The organism is Pseudomonas zeae (assembly GCF_014268485.2).
GTDB lineage: Bacteria > Pseudomonadota > Gammaproteobacteria > Pseudomonadales > Pseudomonadaceae > Aquipseudomonas > Aquipseudomonas neuropathica.
The window spans coordinates 4676671-4697729 of the sequence record NZ_CP077090.1 but is presented as its reverse complement, the minus strand read 5'-3'; the positions used below and the strand labels follow the sequence as shown (position 1 = coordinate 4697729).

General features: G+C 59.8%; 14 protein-coding genes. 7 read left to right on the top strand and 7 right to left on the bottom strand.

Annotation, left to right across the window (positions count from 1 at the left end; genetic code table 11):
• Positions 1–2 precede the first annotated feature (2 nt).
• A complete protein-coding gene (gene lexA, locus HU754_RS20605) occupies positions 3–611 on the bottom strand; it encodes a transcriptional repressor LexA (RefSeq protein WP_003226590.1) in 609 nt (202 codons plus the stop codon).
• A 229-nt stretch (positions 612–840) separates the two neighbouring features.
• Here lexA and HU754_RS20600 point away from each other — a divergent pair, with 229 nt between their 5' ends.
• From HU754_RS20600 to HU754_RS20585, 4 genes are all read left to right on the top strand, one after another.
• A complete protein-coding gene (locus tag HU754_RS20600) occupies positions 841–1548 on the top strand; it encodes a TetR/AcrR family transcriptional regulator (RefSeq protein WP_007910473.1) in 708 nt (235 codons plus the stop codon).
• Positions 1549–1706: 158 nt separating this feature from the next.
• Positions 1707–2717, top strand: coding sequence for a beta-N-acetylhexosaminidase (gene nagZ, locus HU754_RS20595; protein WP_093433674.1), 1011 nt, complete (start codon positions 1707–1709; stop codon positions 2715–2717).
• A gap of 11 nt (positions 2718–2728) precedes the next feature.
• Entirely contained in the window at positions 2729–3466 is a 738-nt protein-coding gene (locus HU754_RS20590; protein ID WP_007910483.1) for an S-methyl-5'-thioinosine phosphorylase, read from the top strand.
• A 9-nt stretch (positions 3467–3475) separates the two neighbouring features.
• Positions 3476–6769, top strand: a complete 3294-nt coding sequence (locus HU754_RS20585; protein WP_186624463.1) for a DEAD/DEAH box helicase — start codon at positions 3476–3478, stop codon at positions 6767–6769.
• Positions 6770–6938: 169 nt separating this feature from the next.
• Here HU754_RS20585 and HU754_RS20580 read toward each other — a convergent pair whose 3' ends face one another.
• Genes HU754_RS20580 through mfd form a run of 3 tightly spaced genes read right to left on the bottom strand, consistent with a single transcriptional unit; the run spans position 6939 to position 13667 of the window.
• Entirely contained in the window at positions 6939–9629 is a 2691-nt protein-coding gene (locus tag HU754_RS20580) for a DEAD/DEAH box helicase (RefSeq protein WP_186624462.1), read from the bottom strand.
• An 11-nt stretch (positions 9630–9640) separates the two neighbouring features.
• On the bottom strand, positions 9641–10207 hold the full coding sequence (locus HU754_RS20575; protein WP_093433687.1) for a CsiV family protein: 567 nt from the start codon (positions 10205–10207) through the stop codon (positions 9641–9643).
• 10 nt (positions 10208–10217) lie between these two features.
• Positions 10218–13667, bottom strand: coding sequence for a transcription-repair coupling factor (gene mfd / locus HU754_RS20570; protein WP_093433689.1), 3450 nt, complete (start codon positions 13665–13667; stop codon positions 10218–10220).
• A gap of 354 nt (positions 13668–14021) precedes the next feature.
• Here mfd and HU754_RS20565 point away from each other — a divergent pair, with 354 nt between their 5' ends.
• Positions 14022–15485: a glyceraldehyde-3-phosphate dehydrogenase gene (locus tag HU754_RS20565; RefSeq protein WP_186624461.1), complete on the top strand. Its 1464-nt coding sequence runs from the start codon at positions 14022–14024 to the stop codon at positions 15483–15485.
• Positions 15486–15655: 170 nt separating this feature from the next.
• On the opposite strand, the gene HU754_RS20560 is transcribed toward HU754_RS20565, so the two are convergent.
• Positions 15656–16957 carry an MFS transporter gene (locus HU754_RS20560; protein WP_186624460.1) on the bottom strand — a complete coding sequence of 434 codons (1302 nt, stop codon included), beginning with the start codon at positions 16955–16957 and terminating at the stop codon, positions 15656–15658.
• A 162-nt stretch (positions 16958–17119) separates the two neighbouring features.
• On the opposite strand from HU754_RS20560, the gene HU754_RS20555 reads away from it, so the two are divergent.
• The gene (locus HU754_RS20555) at positions 17120–18064 is read left to right on the top strand and encodes an FAD:protein FMN transferase (protein WP_437182490.1); all 945 of its coding nucleotides are present in this window, start codon (positions 17120–17122) and stop codon (positions 18062–18064) included.
• Positions 18065–18261: 197 nt separating this feature from the next.
• Positions 18262–19656 carry a Si-specific NAD(P)(+) transhydrogenase gene (gene sthA, locus HU754_RS20550; RefSeq protein ID WP_064117858.1) on the top strand — a complete coding sequence of 465 codons (1395 nt, stop codon included), beginning with the start codon at positions 18262–18264 and terminating at the stop codon, positions 19654–19656.
• A 42-nt stretch (positions 19657–19698) separates the two neighbouring features.
• Here sthA and HU754_RS20545 read toward each other — a convergent pair whose 3' ends face one another.
• Both HU754_RS20545 and HU754_RS20540 read right to left on the bottom strand, forming a co-directional pair.
• On the bottom strand, positions 19699–20421 hold the full coding sequence (locus HU754_RS20545) for a glycerophosphodiester phosphodiesterase (protein ID WP_007910500.1): 723 nt from the start codon (positions 20419–20421) through the stop codon (positions 19699–19701).
• A 14-nt stretch (positions 20422–20435) separates the two neighbouring features.
• Positions 20436–21017, bottom strand: a complete 582-nt coding sequence (locus tag HU754_RS20540) for a PilZ domain-containing protein (RefSeq protein WP_007910502.1) — start codon at positions 21015–21017, stop codon at positions 20436–20438.
• Positions 21018–21059 lie beyond the last annotated feature (42 nt).

Sequence of the window (21059 nt, the reverse complement as noted above, 5' to 3'; positions counted from 1 at the left end):
CTTTAGCGGCGGATTACGCCGACACTCAAGCCTTCGATCACCAGTTCCTGATCTTTCAGGTCGACTTCGATAGGTGCGAACTCGGGGTTTTCGGCAATCAGCCAGACCTTGCTACCTTCACGCTTGAAACGTTTGACCGTCACTTCGTCGCCGATACGGGCAACGACGACCTGGCCATTACGTGCTTCGCGGGTGGTGTGCACCGCAAGAAGGTCACCGTCGAAAATACCGATGTCCTTCATGCTCATGCCGTGTACGCGCAGCAGATAGTCGGCGCGCGGATGAAAGAAGGCCGGGTTGATGTTGCAGGATTCTTCGATGTGCTGCTGGGCGAGGATCGGCGCGCCGGCAGCGACCCGGCCTATGATGGGCAGGGTAGAGTCGTCGGCCTTGGCTTCAAAGCCGGGTATGCGAATACCGCGAGAAGCGCCCGGTGTCATCTCGATGGCGCCTTTTCGGGCCAGTGCCTTGAGATGTTCTTCAGCCGCGTTCGGCGACTTGAAGCCCAGTTCCTGAGCGATTTCCGCACGGGTCGGCGGATAGCCGTTGTCTTCGAGGCAGCGTTTGATAAAGGCCAGAATCTCGGCTTGGCGTGGCGTCAGCTTTAGCATATTGATCGCTCTGTCTTTTTATACAGTGACTGGGATTATATACAGTGAAGCGTCCTTGGCAATGCCCGTTTTTTTGCAGGCCGCCAGACGGTCGGCATTCGTGCTTATTAATGAGTTGGGCTTGTGTGGTTAAATAGCTGACCGACCATTCCCAAAACGAACCGGCAGGCTTGACAAGGCACAGGCTGAAACGTATGTTTCAAACAAGTGTTTGTCAGGCGGAGTAGCCATGGCCCAGTCGGAAACCGTTGAACGCATTCTTGATGCTGCCGAGCAGTTGTTCGCGGAGAAAGGTTTCGCCGAAACCTCATTGCGTTTGATCACCAGCAAGGCCGGCGTCAACCTGGCAGCGGTGAACTATCACTTCGGCTCGAAAAAAGCGCTGATTCAAGCGGTTTTCTCGCGCTTCCTCGGGCCGTTCTGCATCAGCCTCGATAAAGAGCTGGAGCGCCGTCAGGCCAAGCCTGAAAACAAGCCGACGCTTGAAGAGCTGCTCGAAATCCTCGTCGAGCAGGCCCTTGTGGTGCAACCACGCAGCGGCAATGACCTGTCGATCTTCATGCGCCTGCTCGGCCTCGCGTTCAGCCAGAGCCAGGGCCACTTGCGCCGTTATCTGGAAGACATGTACGGCAAGGTGTTCCGGCGCTACATGCTGCTGGTCAACGAAGCCGCGCCACGCATTCCGCCGATCGAGCTGTTCTGGCGCGTGCACTTCATGCTCGGCGCCGCGGCGTTCAGCATGTCTGGCATCAAGGCGTTGCGCGCAATTGCCGAGACCGATTTCGGCGTCAACACCTCCATTGAGCAAGTGATGCGCCTGATGGTGCCGTTCCTCGCTGCGGGCATGCGTGCCGAAACCGGCGTCACTGACGCCGCGATGGCCACCGCGCAACTGCGTCCGCGCAGTAAATCAACGCCGGTCGCCGCCAAGGTTTAACCGCGCACGGGTGGGCGCGGCAGCTTGTATCCGCTAAGCTAGCCGCCCATGCCGACTCTCGTTCTGAACCCGAAATCCATAGAAATTGCCGACCTGCCGAGCATTGCTCAGGGTAGCGATTTGCTGCGGATCGGGTTTTTCGTTTTCAAGGAATCTCTATGACTGCTGGCCTGCAAGGCTCGTTGATGGTGGACGTCGCCGGTACCTGGCTGACGGCCGAAGATCGCCAATTGTTGCGTCAGCCCGAAGTGGGCGGCCTGATCATTTTCGCGCGCAACATCGAGCATCCGCGTCAGGTGCGTGAGCTCAGCGCGGCGATTCGGGCGATTCGTCCGGATCTGCTGCTGGCGGTGGATCAAGAGGGCGGTCGCGTGCAGCGCCTGCGTCAGGGCTTCGTGCGCCTGCCGGCCATGCGTGCCATCGCCGACAATCCGAACGCCGAATACCTCGCCGAGCAATGCGGCTGGATCATGGCCACTGAAGTGCTGGCGGTCGGTCTCGACCTGAGTTTCGCCCCGGTGCTGGATCTGGATTACCAGCGCAGCGCTGTTGTCGGCACCCGTTCATTTGAGGGCGATCCGGAGCGCGCCGCAGTGCTTGCCGGAGCGTTCATTCGCGGCATGAACAGCGCGGGCATGGCGGCCACCGGCAAGCATTTCCCCGGCCACGGCTGGGCCGAAGCCGATTCCCACGTGGCGATCCCGAACGACGAGCGCAGCCTGGACGAGATCCGCGCCAACGATCTCGTGCCCTTCGCCAGACTCAGCAAACAACTGGCCGCTGTGATGCCGGCCCACGTTATCTACCCGCAAGTCGACTCGCAGCCTGCCGGCTTCTCCCGGCGCTGGTTGCAGGACATCCTGCGCGGCGAATTGCAGTTCGACGGTGTGATCTTCAGCGACGACCTGTCGATGGCCGGCGCCCACGTGGTTGGCGATGCCGCCAGTCGTATTGAGGCCGCACTCACGGCCGGTTGCGACATGGGCCTGGTATGCAACGATCGCGCCGCTGCCGAACTGGCCCTGAGCGCCGCGCAGCGCATGAAGGTCAAGCCTTCAGACCGCATCGCGCGCATGCGCGGTCAGGCATTCGCCAGCACCGATTACCGTCAGGATCCGCGCTGGCTCACCGCCGTTGGCGCCCTCAAAGATGCTCAACTGATCGATTAAGGATTTTCGCTATGACGGTTTACGCAATCATCGGTGGCACCGGCCTGACCCAGCTCGAAGGCTTGACCATTCGCCAATCACTGGCGGTGGACACTCCCTACGGCGCGCCATCGGCCGACGTGCAGATCGGTGAATACGCCGGCAAGGAAGTGCTGTTCCTCGCCCGTCACGGCCATCCGCATCGTTTCCCGCCGCACAAGGTCAACTACCGCGCCAACCTGTGGGCTCTGAAGCAGGCCGGTGCCGAAGCGATCATCGCGGTGAACGCCGTGGGCGGGATCCACTCGGCCATGGGCACCGGGCATTTCTGCGTGCCACATCAGATCGTCGACTACACCAGCGGCCGCGAACACACCTTTTTCGCCGATGATCTGGAGCACGTCACCCATATCGACTTCAGCTTTCCCTACAGCGAGCCGTTGCGCCAGCAATTGATCGCCGCGGTGGCCGCCGAAGGTTGCGAGTACAGCGATCAGGGCGTTTACGCCTGCACCCAGGGTCCGCGTCTGGAAACGGTCGCCGAGATCGTGCGCCTGGAACGGGATGGCTGCGACATCGTCGGCATGACCGGCATGCCGGAAGCGGCACTGGCGCGTGAGCTGGATCTGGATTACGCCTGTCTGGCGCTGGTGGTCAACCCGGCGGCGGGCAAGACCACCGAAGTGATCACCATGGCCGAGATCGAGCAGGCCTTGCATGACGGCATGGGCAAGGTGAAATCGGCGTTGGCGCGGGTGTTGGCCGGCTAAGGGCTGCCCATGAGCATTTTCATCGAAAGGCTAAAGTCGTTGGCCTGGACTCAGGCATTCAGTAGCAAGGCGCTGGCCAAGGCTCGGGCTTATGCCGCCGAAGACCGGGTAGAGATCATCGAGATCGATGACAGAAAGGTCGAGGCGTTCTGCGTCGGTTCGGAAGATCAGGCGTATGAACAAACCATTTACCTGTCCGAAGATCGGCTGGGTTCCGTCAACGTGCGTTGCCTGTGCAGCTGTCCTGTCACAATTGACTGCAAACACTGCGCTGCGGTGCTCTATCACCTGCAGGGCAGTGATCATAATGCGTCTGAAAGTGACGCACAGATCCCGTTGGGTCGGGCGCTGGAACATTGGCTTTCGACCATTCCCGTGCCGGCCAAGCCCACCGAAGAAGGCGCGCAAACCGCAGGCACGCGCCTGTTTTACAAGCTCAAGCCAACGTCAGTGAGCGGCAAGTGGCTGCTCGATATTTTCAAGGTCTCCCAGCTCAAGAGCGGCGAGTTGCGCGAAGTCAAACCGATGTATTCGCTGGCGGAAATGCTCATGCGTCAGCCCGGCTACCTGTCCGAGCTGGATCTGCGCGTCGCCAGGCTGCTGGTTGCCATGCACTCCCATCACGCCTATTACAGCGGCTATCCGCTGGAAGGCAGCAGCGGCGCCGGACTGCTGGAAATGCTCCTGCGCACCTCGCGGCTGTTCCTCGATTTCGAGGATCTGCAACCGTTGATGTCTGGCGCGAAACGCATCGGCCAGTTCGCCTGGGCCGAGCAGGCCGACGGCGGGTTCCGCGCGCAGTGGAGCAGTGCCGAGGCTACGCAGGAAACCGTGCTGGCGCTGGAGCCGCTTTATTACCTGGATCGTGAACAGCGGCAGATTGGCCCTCTGTTCAATGAACTGGATGAAAAACTGGCCAGTCATTTGACTCTGGCGCCGGACATTCCGGCGCGTCAGGCCATGCAGTTCAGTCATCGCATGAGCGCCGCAACGAGAATCCCGCCGCCCCACCAACTGACCGAACGAATCATCGACGACGTACTACCGCAGCCGCAACTCACCCTCGTCAGCGGTCGGGAGCGCTCGCGCTGGGAATACGTTCTTGAGCACCGCGCCGCCCTGGTGTTTACCTACAACGGCCAGCCGACGGTGGATCGCAACCCGGAAGTAATGATCCTCAACGGCACCGAAACCCAGCGCATTCAACGCCAGCCTGCGGTGGAAAAGAAACTGCGTCAGATCCTACAAAAGTTCGGCTTCAAGAAAGCCACGCGCAAGAGCTCGCTGGATCGTCCCGGCGAGATGTTCACGTTGCCGGATGATTCCGCCTGGCTCGGGTTTATGCACGAAGGGCTTGCCACGTTGCGCGCCTCGAACTGGGAAGTCGAGATGAGTACCGGCTTTCATTTCAATGTGCAACCGGTTGAACATTGGTACGCCGAGGTCGAAGAAGAGGCCGGGCATCAGTGGTTTGATTTGCAGTTGGGTATTGTCGTCAATGGCCAGCGCTACAGTTTGCTGCCGATCCTTCTGCACTTGTTGCGCACGCAGCCGCGCTTGCTTGACCCGGTCAATCTGGCGCAACGCAGCGATGACGAAAAACTCCTGATCGAACTCAAACCCAGCGGTTTTGGCGACCCTTCGGGCGCCAAGGTCGCGCTGCCGCTGAGTCGGATCAAACCGCTGATGGCCACGCTGGGCGAGTTGTACCTGGGCGGTCATCAGGGCGATGCACTGCGCTTGAGTGTCCCGGATGCCGCGCGCTTGAGTATGCTCGATGGCGTGCCGCTGGATTGGCAGGGTGGCGAGCGGCTGCGCACCTTCGCCAAGCGCTTGCAGAATTCCAGTCACACCCAGGTCGCTGCGCCGGCCGGCCTTAACGCGCAACTGCGCCCCTATCAGCTCGAAGGCCTGAACTGGATGCAGACCCTGCGCGAGCTTGAGGTCGGCGGCATTCTGGGCGATGACATGGGGCTGGGCAAAACGCTGCAAACCTTGGCGCATCTGCTCACGGAAAAACACGCCGGACGCCTCGATTGCCCGGCTCTGGCGGTGATGCCGACCAGCCTGATTCCCAACTGGCTCGACGAGGCCGAGCGTTTCACCCCCCAGTTGAAAGTATTGGCGCTGCACGGCTCGGGGCGGCAAAAGGATTTCGCTGATCTGGCTGAATACGATCTGGTACTGACCACTTACGCTTTGCTGCCGAGGGATCTCGAGGTTCTACAGCCGCAGTTGTGGAGCGTGCTGATTCTCGACGAAGCGCAGAACATCAAGAACCCGCTCAGCAAAGCCGCGCAGGCCGCACGCGATTTGCAGGCCCGCCAGCGCTTGTGCCTGAGCGGCACGCCATTGGAAAACCACTTGGGCGAGCTTTGGTCGCAGTTTCATTTCCTCATGCCCGGTTGGCTCGGCGACAGCAAGTCCTTCAATCGCGATTACCGCACGCCAATCGAGAAGCACGGCAATGTTCAGCGCATGCAGCACCTGACCGCGCGCATCAAGCCGTTTTTGTTGCGCCGCAAAAAGGATCAGGTGGCCACCGAACTGCCGCCGAAAACCGAAATTGTCCATTGGGTCGATCTCAGCGACGGCCAGCGGGATGTCTATGAAACGGTTCGCGTGGCGATGGACAAAAAAGTCCGCGACGAAATTGCCCGCAGTGGCGTGGCGCGCAGTCAGATCATCATTCTGGATGCCTTGCTCAAGCTGCGGCAGGTCTGTTGCGACCTGCGCCTGATCAACATGCCGCTCACAGCGAAGGCGCTGCGCTCCGGCAGTGGCAAGCTGGTCAGCCTGTTGGAGATGCTCGAAGAGTTGCTCGGCGAAGGTCGAAGAATCCTGCTGTTTTCGCAGTTCACCTCGATGCTCGCCTTGATCGAGGAAGAATTGCAGCAACGTGACATTGCCTATTCGCTGCTGACCGGGGACACCACGGATCGACGCACACCGGTGAAGGATTTTCAGGGCGGCAAGGTGCCGCTGTTTCTCATCAGTCTCAAAGCGGGCGGTACTGGTTTGAACCTGACCGCTGCGGACACGGTGATTCACTTCGACCCTTGGTGGAACCCGGCGGTGGAGAATCAGGCCACCGATCGTGCGTATCGAATCGGGCAAAACAACCCGGTGTTCGTTTACAAGCTGATTGCTCGTGGCACGGTAGAGGAAAAAATACAGGCGCTGCAGCAGGAGAAAGCGGCGTTGGCCGGAGCGGTGCTTGAGGGCGGGACGACAGGTGGCTGGAAGCTGGAGCAGAGTGACATTGAGGCGCTGTTTGCACCGTTGCCGGTTTCCAAGGATTGAGCCTGGGTTTTAACCGTTATACCGAGGTGAGCCATTCGCGAGCAGGCTCGCTCCCACATTAGATTTGTGTGATTCACAAGATTCCTGTGAACACTGGATTGGTGAACGCCACAGATCCAGTGTGGGAGCGAGCCTGCTCGCGAAAGCTATCTAACAGGCGACGCAGATATCAACGCTTGTCGGACTTATCCGGCAACGGCGCAAACAACGCCTCGATATCATCACTCTGCAACTTCCAGTCCCCAGCCTTGCGCCCATCCAGCACGCCCGCTGCCAAGTCGGATTTTTCCTTTTGCAGGTGCTGAATCTTCTCCTCCACGGTGCCCCGGGCAATCATCTTGTAGACGAACACCGGTTTCTCCTGGCCGATCCGATAGGCGCGATCCGTCGCCTGATTCTCGGTGGCCGGGTTCCACCACGGGTCGTAATGAATCACTGTGTCGGCCTCGGTCAGGTTCAAACCGACGCCGCCGGCCTTCAGGCTGATCAGAAAGATCTGACGCTTGCCACTCTGGAATTCCTTCACCGGCGTGCGCCGATCCCGGGTCTGGCCGGTCAGTAGCGCGTAGGACACGTTACGTTTTTTCAGCTCTTCCTCGATCAACGACAGCATCGAAGTGAACTGCGAAAACAGCAGAATCCGCCGGCCTTCCTCAAACAACTCCTCGAGCATTTCCATCAAACTGTCGAGCTTGCCTGACGTGCTGCCGCGAGCGGGCAGGGTGGCGTCATTGACCAGGCGCAGATCGCAGCAAACCTGACGCAACTTGAGCAGCGCCTCAAGAATGATGATCTGGCTGCGCGCCACGCCTTTGCGGGTGATCTCGTCGCGGACCTTCTTGTCCATCGCCAGGCGCATGGTTTCATACACATCGCGCTGCGCTTCGTTGAGATCGACCCAATGGATGATCTCGGTTTTCGGCGGCAACTCAGTCGCCACTTGTTCCTTGGTGCGGCGCAGCAGAAACGGTTTTATCCGACCGTTGAGGTGCTGAAGTCTGACTTCACTGCCGCGCTTTTCAATTGGTACACGGTAATCGGCGTTGAAGCTTTTTACGTCGCCGAGCCAGCCCGGCAGCAGGAAGTGAAACAGCGACCACAGCTCGCCCAGGTGGTTTTCCAGCGGCGTGCCGCTGAGGCACAAGCGCTGACGCGCATTCAGTTCGCGGGCGGCTTGAGCGGCTTTGCTGTTCGGATTCTTGATGTACTGCGCTTCATCCAGCACCAGCACATGCAGCGGCTGTTTGGCCAGACGTTCGACGTCTTTCGGCAGCAGGGCGTAGGTGGTGAGGATCAGGTCGAAGTCGGCCAGGTTATCGAAATGCTTTTTGCGAGTGGCGCCATACAGGGCAACCACTTTCAGTCGCGGGGTAAAGTGCGCCGCCTCATCGAGCCAGTTCGGAATCAGGCTGGTCGGCATCACTACCATGCACGGGCGATCGAGGCGTCCGGCGATTTTCTCGCTGAGAATATGCGCCAGGGTCTGTAGGGTTTTACCCAGCCCCATGTCATCCGCAAGAATCCCGCCGACTTCCAGTTGCCGCAGCGACTGCATCCAGCTCAAGCCTTCGAGCTGATAAGGGCGCAACGTAGCATTCAAGCCTTCAGGCGCCTCTGCGCTGAAATCACGAATATCGCGCAGGCGTTGGGCAAACGTGCGGATCTGCTCGCCGCCCTCCCACAGCAGCGGAAGGCCTTCCAGCGAATTCAGGCGGGTGGCGTCGGCCTTGCTCAAGCGCAGGGTGGTTTCGCCCGGCTCTTGCAAATAGAACTCGCCGAGCGTCATCAATACCGGCTTCAACCGGCCCAACGGCAAAGCCACTTGCAGCGGCCCATGCTCGCTGGTGCGTTGCGGGATGTTGACCAGAATCAGCTCGTCATCGCGACGGCGCGCCAAGCGTTCCGGATTGAGGATTTCCGCGTGCGAGCGCATCAGATTGAGCAAGATAGGCAACAGACTCAGGCGCTCACCATTGACGATGATCCCCAGTTCCAGATCAAACCAATCGCGTTCCGGCACCTGCTCGACGGTGGCGTACCAGTCATCCACAGCGGTCAGATCGAAGCCGAATTCCTCATCGATCTGCAATTCCCAGCCTTGGCTGCGCAGTTTCGGCAGGTCGTTGAGGGTGAACGTCAGCCAGGCGCTGTCATTGACCATCTCGTACAGTTCACCGGCGCTTTCCGGCAGGGCTTTGCTCTGGCGGGTGGCGATGCGAAAGCCGAGGATGCGCAACTGTTCGCGGTACGACTGCTCGACATCCGGATGGCGTTTGACGCGCAGCGTCTGGCTTTCCTGGCGAATCAGGATATCGCTGTTCTTCTGCCCGCTGACGTACTCGTCAAGGTAGCTGAACGAAAGCGCCGCGCGATGCTGAATGTAGCGCTGCATCTTGCCGTTGCGCGGTTCGAAGGCACTGAACTCGACACTGGCCAGCCATAGGCGTGGCAGTGGCTGCACATTGTCGACCAGCACTTGCGGTGGCGCCTTCGGGCTGCGGTTTTCCAGCACGGCTTGCAGCTTTTCCAAGAGTTCGGCGTCTTTGGCGGCGGCCGGGTAATCGAGGGTTTCCTGCACTTTCAGCAGCACCGCTGCGCAGTGTTTGCAGTTGCTGCGAACCGGGCACGTGCAGCTGGCATCGACCAGCAGCAGGGTGTTTTTGGCGGATTCGCGCAGCTGGATGGTCTGGCGGTAAACGTTACCGCCAGAGCCTTCGCAACTGGCGGTGATGGTCGCATCGCCGGCCTGGGCGATGCGTACCCGGTTTTCCAGGGCATAGCGGCGGCCACGCTCCAGGCTCTGTTCCTTGAATCGGCTGACCCAGGAGGGTGCCAACGGTTTACTCAGGGGCGGGGACATAAGGACTTCGATCAGTCCGGAATCGCTTCAGGCGCTTCCCGTGGCGCTGGCGCGGTCAGGGAAGTGATCTTGATCAGCAAGGCCAGATGGCCGTTGTCCAGGTAGTTGAGTTGGCCATTTTTGGTGTGGCTGTCCTGCTTCAGGCGCTCGCTGGCGGTGACCAGGCCATTGGCGTCGATCTGATTGACCCAGAAATCGGCGTTCACATCGGTGAAACGTCCCAGTTTCATTTCCAGCGTGCCCTCGATCGGGAATTGACCGAACTGCTCCTGACCGTCGCTGACCGCCACTTTTGCCGGTGCTTCGCCAAGGGTTTGCTGCCAGGCCTTGTGCATCAGCACGCTGTAGTCGCCGCTGGCCGTGAGTTTGCTGACAACGTCGTTCAACGCCGGTGTGCGTTTGCTGTCGTCGCTCAAACGCTGGGCGCCAGCGGCCCAGTCTTCCGGCGCGGCGCGGCTGACGATTGCCGGCACAGCGTTCTGGCGCACCAGAATCATTTCGACCTGATACAGGTCATCGGCGAAAGCCGAAGGGGCTACCAAAGCAAGTAGCAAAGTGACTGAGCGGAACAGGCGCATTGGGCGTCCTTCAAACAGATTTCGGGAGGAGGCGCTCAAACAGCGCCTCTACAGTATTAAAGCGCTCTTCCGGACGTTCCATCGGTACCTGGAATTTGAACATCGTCGCGCCTTCGAATTTGTAGCGTTTTGGCTGGCTCTGGATCAGCTTGATCAGCGTCATCGGGTCGACCGGCGTCTGCGCTTCGAACTCGATGCGCCCACCTTGCGGCCCGCCATCGACCTTCTTGATACCCAGTTGCTCAGCCTGTAATTTCAACGCCGTGATGCGCACCAGATTCTTCGTCGGTTCCGGCAACAAGCCGAAACGGTCGATCATCTCGACTTGCAGATCCTTGAGGCCTTCCTCGTCGGTGGCCGAAGCGATGCGTTTGTACAGAATCAGACGCGCGTGAACATCCGGCAGGTAGTCTTCCGGAATCAGCGCCGGCACTCGCAAGTTGACTTCCGGGCCACCGCCCAGCGGCTGATCGAGGTTCGGTTGCTCGCCCTTGCGGATCGACTTCACCGCGCGTTCCAGCATCTCCATATACAACGTGAAGCCCACGGCCTGAATCTGCCCGCTCTGGCCATCGCCGAGCAGTTCGCCGGCACCACGGATTTCCAGGTCGTTGGTCGCCAGGACGAAACCGGCACCGAGATCCTGAGTGTTGGCAATCGCTTCCAGACGCTTTTCCGCGTCCGAGGTGATTTGCTGGCGCGGCGGCGTCAGCAGGTAGGCGTAAGCCTGGTGGTGACTACGGCCGACACGACCACGCAACTGGTGCAGTTGTGCCAGGCCGAACTTGTCGGCGCGCTCGATGATGATGGTGTTGGCGCTCGGCACGTCGATGCCGGTCTCGATGATGGTCGAGGCGATCAGCACGTTGAAGCGCTTGTGATAGAAGTCGCTCATCACCTGTTCGAGTTCGCGCTCGCGCATCTGTCCGTGACCGATGCCGATGCGGGCTTCCGGCACCAGTTCGGCGAGATCGGCGGCGCACTTCTCGATGGTTTTCACATCGTTGTGCAGGTAGTAAACCTGGCCGCCGCGCAGCAGTTCGCGGAGCAGGGCCTCTTTGACCGTGCTCTTGTTCTGCTCCATGACGAAAGTGCGCACCGACAGGCGTCGCGCCGGCGGCGTGGCGATGATCGACAGGTCGCGCATGCCCGACACCGCCATGTTCAGCGTGCGCGGAATCGGCGTGGCGGTCAGGGTAAGAATGTCGACTTCGCTGCGCAGGGCCTTGAGCTGTTCTTTCTGACGCACACCGAAACGGTGTTCTTCGTCGATGATCACCAGCCCGAGGTTTTTGATTTTCACATCGTCGGATAGCAGCTTGTGCGTGCCAATGACGATGTCGATTTTGCCTTCAGCCAGATCGGCGATCGCCGCGTTCACTTCCTTGGCCGATTTGAAGCGGCTCATTACTTCTACTGTCACGGGCCAGTCGGCGAAGCGGTCGCGGAAGCTGTTGTAGTGTTGCTGGGCGAGCAGGGTGGTCGGCACCAGAATCGCCACCTGACGACCGCCGTGCACGGCGATGAATGCCGCACGCATGGCCACTTCGGTCTTGCCGAAACCGACGTCGCCGCAGACCAGACGATCCATCGGTTTCGGCGCGAGCATGTCTTCGCGCACGGCTTCGATGGTCGATTGCTGGTCCGGGGTTTCTTCGAACGGGAACCCGGCGCTGAACGTCGCGTAATCGGCTTTCGGGTCGGCGAATGCATAACCTTCGCGAGCGGCACGCCGGGCGTAAATATCGAGCAGTTCAGCGGCAACATCGCGCACCTGTTCGGCGGCTTTGCGCTTGGCCTTCTGCCAGGTTTCCGAACCAAGGCGGTGCAGCGGGGCCAGCGCATCGTCGCTACCGGTGTAACGCGCGATCAAATGCAGGTTGGCTACGGGCACGTAAAGCTTGGCGTTCTCGGCGTATTCGAGGGTGAGGAATTCGGCCGCCTGATTGTCGATTTCCAGAATCGTCAGGCCCAGATAGCGGCCGACACCGTGATCGATGTGCACCACCGGCGCGCCTTCGCGCAGCTCGGTGAGGTTCTTGATCACCGCGTCATTGCTGACGTCGCTGCGTTTCTCGCGGCGACGACGTTGCATCACACGCTGACCGAACAGCGGACTTTCCGCGACGAGTGCCAGCGCCGGCTCATCCAGCATCAGGCCTTCGTCGAGCGGGGCAATGGTGATCGCCAGACGATCCTTGCTCGCGACAAAATCAGGCCAACTGTCGACATTTTTCGGTCGCAGCTTCAGGCGCTCAAGCAACTCCAGCAGGACTTCACGACGGCCCGCGGATTCGGCGGTGAACAGCACGCGACCGGGGAACTCATCGAGGAACGCCGACAGCGCCGCCAGCGGTTGTGTGGCTTTGGCTTCGATCGCCAGATTCGGCAGTGCCTGCGCGGGGAAGCGTTCGCGGCCGACGCCGGTTTCCACGTCTTGCTGACTGGCGACCACACGTGGCCAGCTCTTCAAACGGGCGAAACAGTCTTCCACCGGCAGGAACAATTCTGCCGGCGGCAATAAAGGACGCGAAGGGTCGACGCGGCGCTCTTCATAACGATTGCGCACGTCGTTCCAGAAATTTTCCGCCGCTTGCTCGATGCCCGGCAGCGAGAACACTTGCGTGTCCTGCGGCAGGTAATCGAACAGCGTCGAGGTTTCGTCGAAAAACAGCGGCAGGTAATACTCGATCCCGGCCGGGGTGATGCCGCTGCTCAGATCCTGAAAGATCGGGCAGCGTCGGAAATCCACGTCGAAACGCTCGCGGAAACGCGCCTTGAAGCGGGTGACTGCGTCTTTCTGCAGCGGAAACTCACGGGCCGGCAGCAGCTTGACCGAATCGACCTTGTCGATGGAGCGCTGGTTTTCCGGGTCGAAGGTACGCAGGGTTTCGATTTCGTCGTCGAACAGGTCGATGCGATAGGGCAGTTTGCTGCCCATCGGGAATAGATCGATCAGTGCGCCGCGAACGGTGAACTCGCCGTGCTCATAAACCGTGTCTACGTAGCGATAGCCACTGGCTTCGAGCCGCGCACGCATCTGTTCAACATCGAGCTTCTGGCCGACATCCAGCACCAGGCTGCTGCCGAGCAGGAACTTGGTCGGCGCCAACCGGTGCAACGCTGTGGTGATCGGCACCACCAGCACGCCATGCGCCAGCTCTGGCAGCCTATACAAGCTGGCGATGCGCTGGGAAATGATGTCCTGGTGCGGCGAGAACAGGTCGTACGGCAGGGTTTCCCAGTCAGGGAAATGCAGCACGGGCAAATCCGGGGCGAAGAAACTCAGCTCCTGTTCCAGTCGTTCAGCGCTCTGGCTGTCGGCGGTCAGTAGCAGGGTGAAGCGCTTGGCAGCGCTGGCAGCCTCGGCAATCGCGAGACTGAGGGCAGCACCGGGCAGATTGCCCCAATGCTGTTTACCTGCCTCGGCAGGGAGTAGCGGTAGACGCAGAACGGGCACGGAAGGTTGAGCTCCAGGCTTTGCGACAAAGTCGGTAATTGTAGCGGCGTCCGGTGCCGCCTGTCAGTTGCAGACTACGTCTATCTTCGATGTTTGCGCGAAATGTAGTGGTAACCATAAAAACCAGCGGTTTTTTAGCGATTATGTAGTGCCGAAAGTGGCTGGTGTTACGGAGGGTTACAGACATCGTCTAACAGTCGTCGAAAAATTGACTGCGCTGAAAGCCCCGGTTTTACTGGGCTGGCGCGAGGCGTAATTTTTTTGAACGGGATTTTGTTACCGATTTCGCGACAAGCGCGCATTGCTGAATGAGGTTGTCGGCGGCATAATGTAGCCCCTTTTTTCTGCCCCTACATGTGGAAGGTTACCGTGACTCAGAAGCCCGACCAGTGTCTTGGTGAATGGATCGACCGTGAAGCACTCGCAGAAGCGATGATTCCGCTTATCGGTCAGCTCTACCGCAATAACAACGTGGTGAGCTCGATCTATGGCCGCAGCCTGATCAACCAGTCTGTCATCGCGATTCTCAAAGCTCACCGCTTTGCGCGCCACCGTTCTTCCGACGACAGCGAACTCTCCGTCCACGAAACATTCCCACTGCTCAAGGCCATGAGCGAGCTCAAGCTCGGCGCGGCTTCGGTAGACCTGGGCAAGTTGGCGTTCAAATTCCGTAACGAAGGCAATGGCCGCAGCGCCGAGCAATTCGTTCGTGAAGAAATGGCTGACGTGGTTGGCCAGCAAAACGCTTCCGCACGTAAAGGCACAGACGTTGTGCTGTACGGCTTCGGTCGTATCGGCCGTTTGCTGGCGCGCATCCTGATCGAGAAAACCGGTGGTGGCGACGGTCTGCGTTTGCGTGCCATCGTCGTGCGCAAAGGCGCCGACAACGACCTGACCAAGCGCGCCAGCCTGCTGCGTCGCGATTCGGTCCATGGTTCGTTCAACGGCACCATTACCATCGACGAAGAAAACAACACCATCACCGCCAACGGTAACCTGATCCAGGTGATCTACGCGAAGAACCCGACCGAGGTGGATTACACCCAGTACGGCATCAAAGACGCGCTGCTGGTGGACAACACCGGTGTATGGCGTGACGCCGATGGCCTCGGTCAGCACCTGGCCTGCCCGGGTATCGACCGCGTTGTTCTCACCGCGCCTGGCAAAGGCAAGCTGAAGAACATCGTTCACGGCATCAACCACAACGAAATCACCGCTGACGACAAGATCGTGTCCGCCGCTTCCTGCACCACCAACGCCATCGTGCCGGTGCTGAAAGCTGTGAATGACAAGTTCGGCATCATCAACGGTCACGTCGAAACCGTTCACTCGTACACCAACGACCAGAACCTGATCGACAACTTCCACAAGGGCGATCGCCGTGGCCGTAGCGCCGCGCTGAACATGGTGATCACCGAGACCGGTGCTGCCACCGCTGCTGCCAAGGCCCTGCCTGAGCTGGCCGGCAAGCTGACCGGTAACGCGATCCGCGTTCCGACGCCAAACGTGTCGATGGCCATTCTCAACCTCAACCTTGAGAAAGCCGCCACCCGTGAAGAGATGAACGAGTACCTGCGCTACATGGCGCTGCACTCCGATCTGCACAAGCAAATCGACTTCGTCAACTCGCAGGAAGTGGTTTCGACTGACTTCGTGGGCTCGCGCCACGCCGGTGTGGTCGACGCTGAAGCGACCATCGTTCAGGACAACCGCGTTGTTCTGTACGTCTGGTACGACAACGAGTTCGGCTACAGCTGCCAGGTGGTTCGCGTGATGGAAGACATGGCCGGTGTAAACCCGCCAGCGTTCCCGCGCTAAGCACTCTTTGCAAATGAAAACGCCCCGGCTTAGGTCGGGGCGTTTTTGTTTGTGTGCCTTTTAGAACTGTGTTGTCAGTACCGGCCTCTTCGCGAGCAGGCTCGCTCCCACAGGGGATTTTCTGAGCGACACAGATCCAGTGTGGGAGCGAGCCTGCTCGCGAAAGCGTTCTATCGAGTGCCGCCGGGTATGGCCGCTTGCGCGGTGCGCAGTTCATGCTTATTACCGCGGAACAATACCAGCGTCGCTATCAATCCCAACACCGCCGCACCACTGAGCCAGATCCCCGGCGCAGCCTTGTTGTCCAGCACATGAATCAGGTAAGTACACGCCGCCGGGGTAAACCCGCCGAACGTCGCGGTTGCCAGGCTGTAAGCCAGCGAGAAGCCGGTCGTACGCACTTCAACCGGCATGATCTCGGTCAGCGCCACCACCATCGCGCCGTTGTACGAACCGTAGAGGAACGACAGCCACAACTCGACAATCAGCAAATGGCTGAAGCTCGGGTTCGCCACCAGCCACGACAGCGCCGGGTAGGCGGTCAGGATCGCCAGAATCGTCGCCGCCAGCAGTAGGGGTTTACGGCCGATCTTGTCAGACACCGAGCCCATCACCGGCAACCAGAAGAAGTTCGACAGGCCGATGCACACCGTCACCAGCAACGCGTCGAAATCCGACAGGTGCAGCTCAGCCTTGCCGAACGTCGGGGTGTACGCGGTGATCAGGTAGAACGACACCGTGGTCATCACCACCAACGCCATGCCGGCGATGACGATGCCAAAGTTCTGACCGATCGAGCGGACGATTTCCTGCAGGGTAGGGCGGTGTTTTCTGGCCTGGAACTCCGGCGTCTCCTCCAGCGAGCGGCGAATGACGAAGATTACCGGCACAATCATGCAGCCGATCAGGAACGGCACGCGCCAGCCCCAGTCGCCCATTTGTTCCGGGCTCAGCCAGTGGTTGAGGCCGACCCCGAGCAGGCCGGCGAAAACCACTGCCGCTTGCTGACTGGCGGATTGCCAACTGACAAAGAAGCCCTTGCGGCCTGGGGTGGCGATCTCTGCCAGATAGACAGATACGCCGCCCAGTTCTACGCCAGCGGAAAAGCCTTGCAGCAAGCGACCGAACAGCACGATCAGTGGCGCGGCGACGCCGAGGGTGGCGTAGCCCGGCACACAGGCAATCAGCACCGTACCGGCAGCCATCAGTGCCAGCGTGATAATCAGCCCTTGGCGACGGCCATGGCGGTCGATATAGGCGCCGAGGAAAATCGCCCCGAGCGGTCGCATCAGGAAGCCGGCACCAAAGGTTGCCAGCGAAAGCATCAGCGAAGCGAAGGCGCTGTCGGTGGGGAAGAAGGTCTTGGCAATGGCTGTGGCGTAAAAGCCGTAGACCATGAAGTCGAACATTTCGAGGAAGTTGCCGCTGACAACGCGAAAAATCGCTTTGCCTTTGCCCGTGGTGGAGGACATGTTCAGGTACTCACTATTGGATTTTGTATAAAGATGTTGCGGATCCTTTAATTCATAATGGCCGTCGCGGTTTTACGGAGAGATGAATAATTGTTCACTGGACGGTTGCTGGGGCTTGTGATTCTGGCTGGCATATTGGCTGGCTGCGGCAATGGCGATTCCATGGAAAGCCTTGGTGGGCCGACCATGGGCAGCACGTATTCAATCAAATATGTGCGCCGCGCCGGCTTGCCCGAGCCGAAGCAAGTTCGCGGTGAAGTGGAGGGGATCCTCGGCGAAGTCGATCGGCAGTTATCCACCTATCGCAACGATTCGGACATCGAGCGCTTCAACGCTTTGCCCGCCAACAGCTGTCAGAAAATGCCTGCAGCGGTACTTGAACTGGTCCGCACAGGCGAACAGCTGTCAACGCAAAGCGAAGGCTCCTACGACCTGACTGTCGAACCGCTGATGAATCTCTGGGGGTTCGGCCCGCAGGGGCGCGAAGAGAAAGTCCCTGGCGCCGCCGCACTCGCCGAGGTGATGTCGCGCGTCGGTTATCAGCACTTGCGCATCAATGGCGAGCAGTTGTGCAAGGACGCCGCCGTCGAAGTCGATTTCAACAGCATCGCCGCCGGTTATGCCGTCGACACCATCGCGGCACGGCTCGATGCCATGGGCATCCACGATTACCTCGCTGAAGCCACGGGTGAGCTAAAGGCAAAGGGTCGAAAGCTTGACGGCTCATCGTGGCGCATCGCGCTGGAAGAGCCTCGTGACGATCAACAGATGACCGAGCGCATTATCAATGTCGACGGCTACGGCGTTTCCACCTCCGGCGACTACCGCAACTATTTCCTGCAGAACGGCCGGCGTTATTCCCACACCTTCGATGCGCGTACCGGCGCACCGGTCCTACACGACCTGGCGTCCGTCACGGTGATTCATCCTTCAGCGCTGATGGCAGATGGCCTATCGACGCTGTTGCTGATTCTTGGCCCGGAAAGGGCGTGGGACTATGCCGAAAAACATGACATTGGTGCATTCTTTGTGATTCGTGCCGATACAGGTTTTGTCGTTCGTACCAATACGGCTTTCGAGCGCCTCAGTGGCAAGAAAACTGACTGAGAACAATACGAAAGCTGGCGTTGTAGTGCAGGCAAAAGTAGCCTACGACGCGACCAAGGGTTAATGTGCGCGGCGTTGACGCTTCTATAGACTGTGTCCGGGTTCTTGATTGACCCCCAATTGTTCCTTCGCGCCGCCGTTCGGCGTGATTTAGCCGCCGGTGCTGCTGGCACCGCGGCCTGTTCTGAGGAGTACGCATGGCTGTCTACAACTACGACGTGGTGGTGCTGGGTTCCGGCCCGGCGGGAGAAGGCGCGGCAATGAACGCCGCCAAAGCAGGGCGCAAGGTCGCGATGGTCGACAGCCGTCGCCAGGTCGGCGGCAACTGCACCCACCTCGGCACCATCCCGTCCAAGGCACTGCGTCACTCGGTGCGGCAGATCATGCAGTTCAACACTAACCCGATGTTCCGGGCGATCGGCGAACCACGCTGGTTCTCCTTCCCGGACGTGTTGAAAAGCGCTGAAAAGGTTATTTCCAAACAAGTCGCTTCGCGTACCGGCTACTACGCCCGTAACCGCGTCGACGTGTTCTTCGGCACCGGCAGCTTCGCCGACGAGCAAACCATCGAAGTGGTTTGCGCCAACGGTGTGGTCGAGAAACTGGTGGCCAAGCACATCATCATCGCCACCGGTTCGCGCCCGTATCGCCCGGCGGACATCGATTTCCACCACCCGCGTATCTACGATAGCGACACCATCCTCAGCCTCGGCCACACCCCGCGCAAACTGATCGTTTACGGCGCCGGCGTGATCGGTTGTGAATACGCGTCGATCTTCAGTGGTCTGGGTGTACTGGTCGAGCTGGTTGATAACCGTGGTCAGTTGCTGAGCTTCCTCGACTCGGAAATCTCCCAGGCGTTGAGCTACCACTTCAGCAACAACAACATCACCGTGCGCCACAACGAAGATTACGATCGCGTTGAAGGCGTCGACAACGGCGTGATCCTGCACCTCAAGTCCGGCAAGAAGATCAAGGCCGATGCCTTGCTCTGGTGCAACGGCCGGACCGGTAACACCGACCAGTTGGGCCTGGAAAACATCGGCGTCAAGGTCAACAGCCGTGGCCAGATCGAGGTCGACGAGGCGTACCGCACCTGCGTGCCGAACATCTACGGTGCCGGTGACGTGATCGGCTGGCCGAGCCTGGCCAGTGCCGCCCACGACCAGGGCCGTTCGGCTGCCGGCAGCATCGTTGACAACGGTAGCTGGCGCTTTGTGAATGATGTACCGACCGGCATTTACACCATTCCGGAGATCAGCTCGATCGGCAAGAACGAGCAGGAACTGACCCAGGCCAAAGTGCCGTACGAAGTCGGCAAGGCGTTCTTCAAGAGCATGGCGCGTGCGCAGATCGCCGGCGAGCCGCAAGGCATGCTGAAGATCCTGTTCCACCGTGAAACCCTGGAAGTGCTGGGCGTTCACTGCTTCGGTTATCAGGCGTCGGAGATCGTTCACATCGGCCAGGCGATCATGAGCCAGCCGGGCGAACTGAATACCCTGAAGTACTTCGTCAACACCACGTTCAACTACCCGACCATGGCCGAAGCCTATCGGGTAGCGGCGTACGATGGCCTCAACCGGCTTTTTTGACGGGCTCCGGCCGGTGGCCTGAGCCGGCCGGGGAGACCGATTTCAGCAATTCTCGAGGGTGGCAGTGGCCAAACCGGGAAAGTCTGTAATCAGGCTGTCAACGCCGAAGTCGGCGAGTCTGCGCATCAGCGCAGGCTCGTTGACGGTCCACACCGACACATGCAGCCCCTGACGCTGCGCCTTCTGCAGGCGTTCCGGCGTACACAGCGTCCAGTTCAACGCGAGAATCTCACAGCCATAGCTGGCCGCGACTTTCAATGGGTCGAGCCAGGCGTATTCGGCGACCAATCCGCGTGACACATCCGGCACCAGATCCAGCGCCGCTTTCAGCACTTCCCGCGAACTCGAGGTGATCGTCACCTTGTCGAGCAGGCCATGCCGTTGCGCCATTTCACGAATCGCCAGCACCGTGGTTGCGGCGCGAGTACGTGAAGCGCTTTTGACCTCCAGTTGCCAATGCTCGAAATCACACTTCTCGAACAACTCTTCCAGCGTCGGAATCGGGCACGGCTTGATCCAGCCCGGGCCACCCTTGCGCGCGTCGTAAGTGACCAGCTCGGCGGCGGTGTGTTCGACGACTTTGCCGCGCCGCTCCGTAGTGCGTTTGAGGGTCGGGTCGTGGATGACCATCAACTCGCCGTCCTTGGACAGGTGCAGATCGAGTTCGCAACGGCGCACGCCGTGCTTGAGACATTCCTGAAAACTGCTCAGGGTGTTTTCCGGTGCTTCGCCCTTGGCGCCGCGGTGGCCGTAGATGAGGGTCACGGTGCTTCCTTAATTTAAATGCCTGATTCGTTCTGTTCGCGGGCCAGACGTCGTTCCTGTGCCTGCTTCTGCAAGATATAGCGGGCGAGTAACTGGCGCTGTGCATCGGTCAGGTGTTCGAACTCGGTACCGATGTCATAACCTTCGCCCTTGCGGTCGCAATGGGTGACGCGGGCACGCAGCAACAGGCCCAGCGCTTGCGGCATCAGCACCAGTTTCACTGACAGGTGAGCGCCGGTGGCAATCGGTGTCGGGTGCTGAAAGTCGATCCCGCCTTCGGAGATGATCACCGGTTGCGGCTCGCCGATATGGCCGAGCACGGTCAGGGCGACCACTTGGCTGAGCAGGTCGATGCGTTTGTTCTGGGATTTCAGGAACGCGGCAATGGCCCGGTCACGCTCGCTGATCTGCCGCAACAGGTGTTGCGACTCGAATTCACTCAGGTGCAGTTCGCTGAGCAGGTTGAACAGTGGGGAAGCATCCTGCAACACTTCCTGGCCTGCGGCTTCGGGAGCAGACAGGGGCCGAATTTCCAGTGCGATCGTGTCCTCGATACGGTAGTATTCGCGGCGATCTTCTTCATCTAATGTCGACATGGCGAACCCATGGTAGCGGCGGTGGTCTGAGTGTAAAGCTGG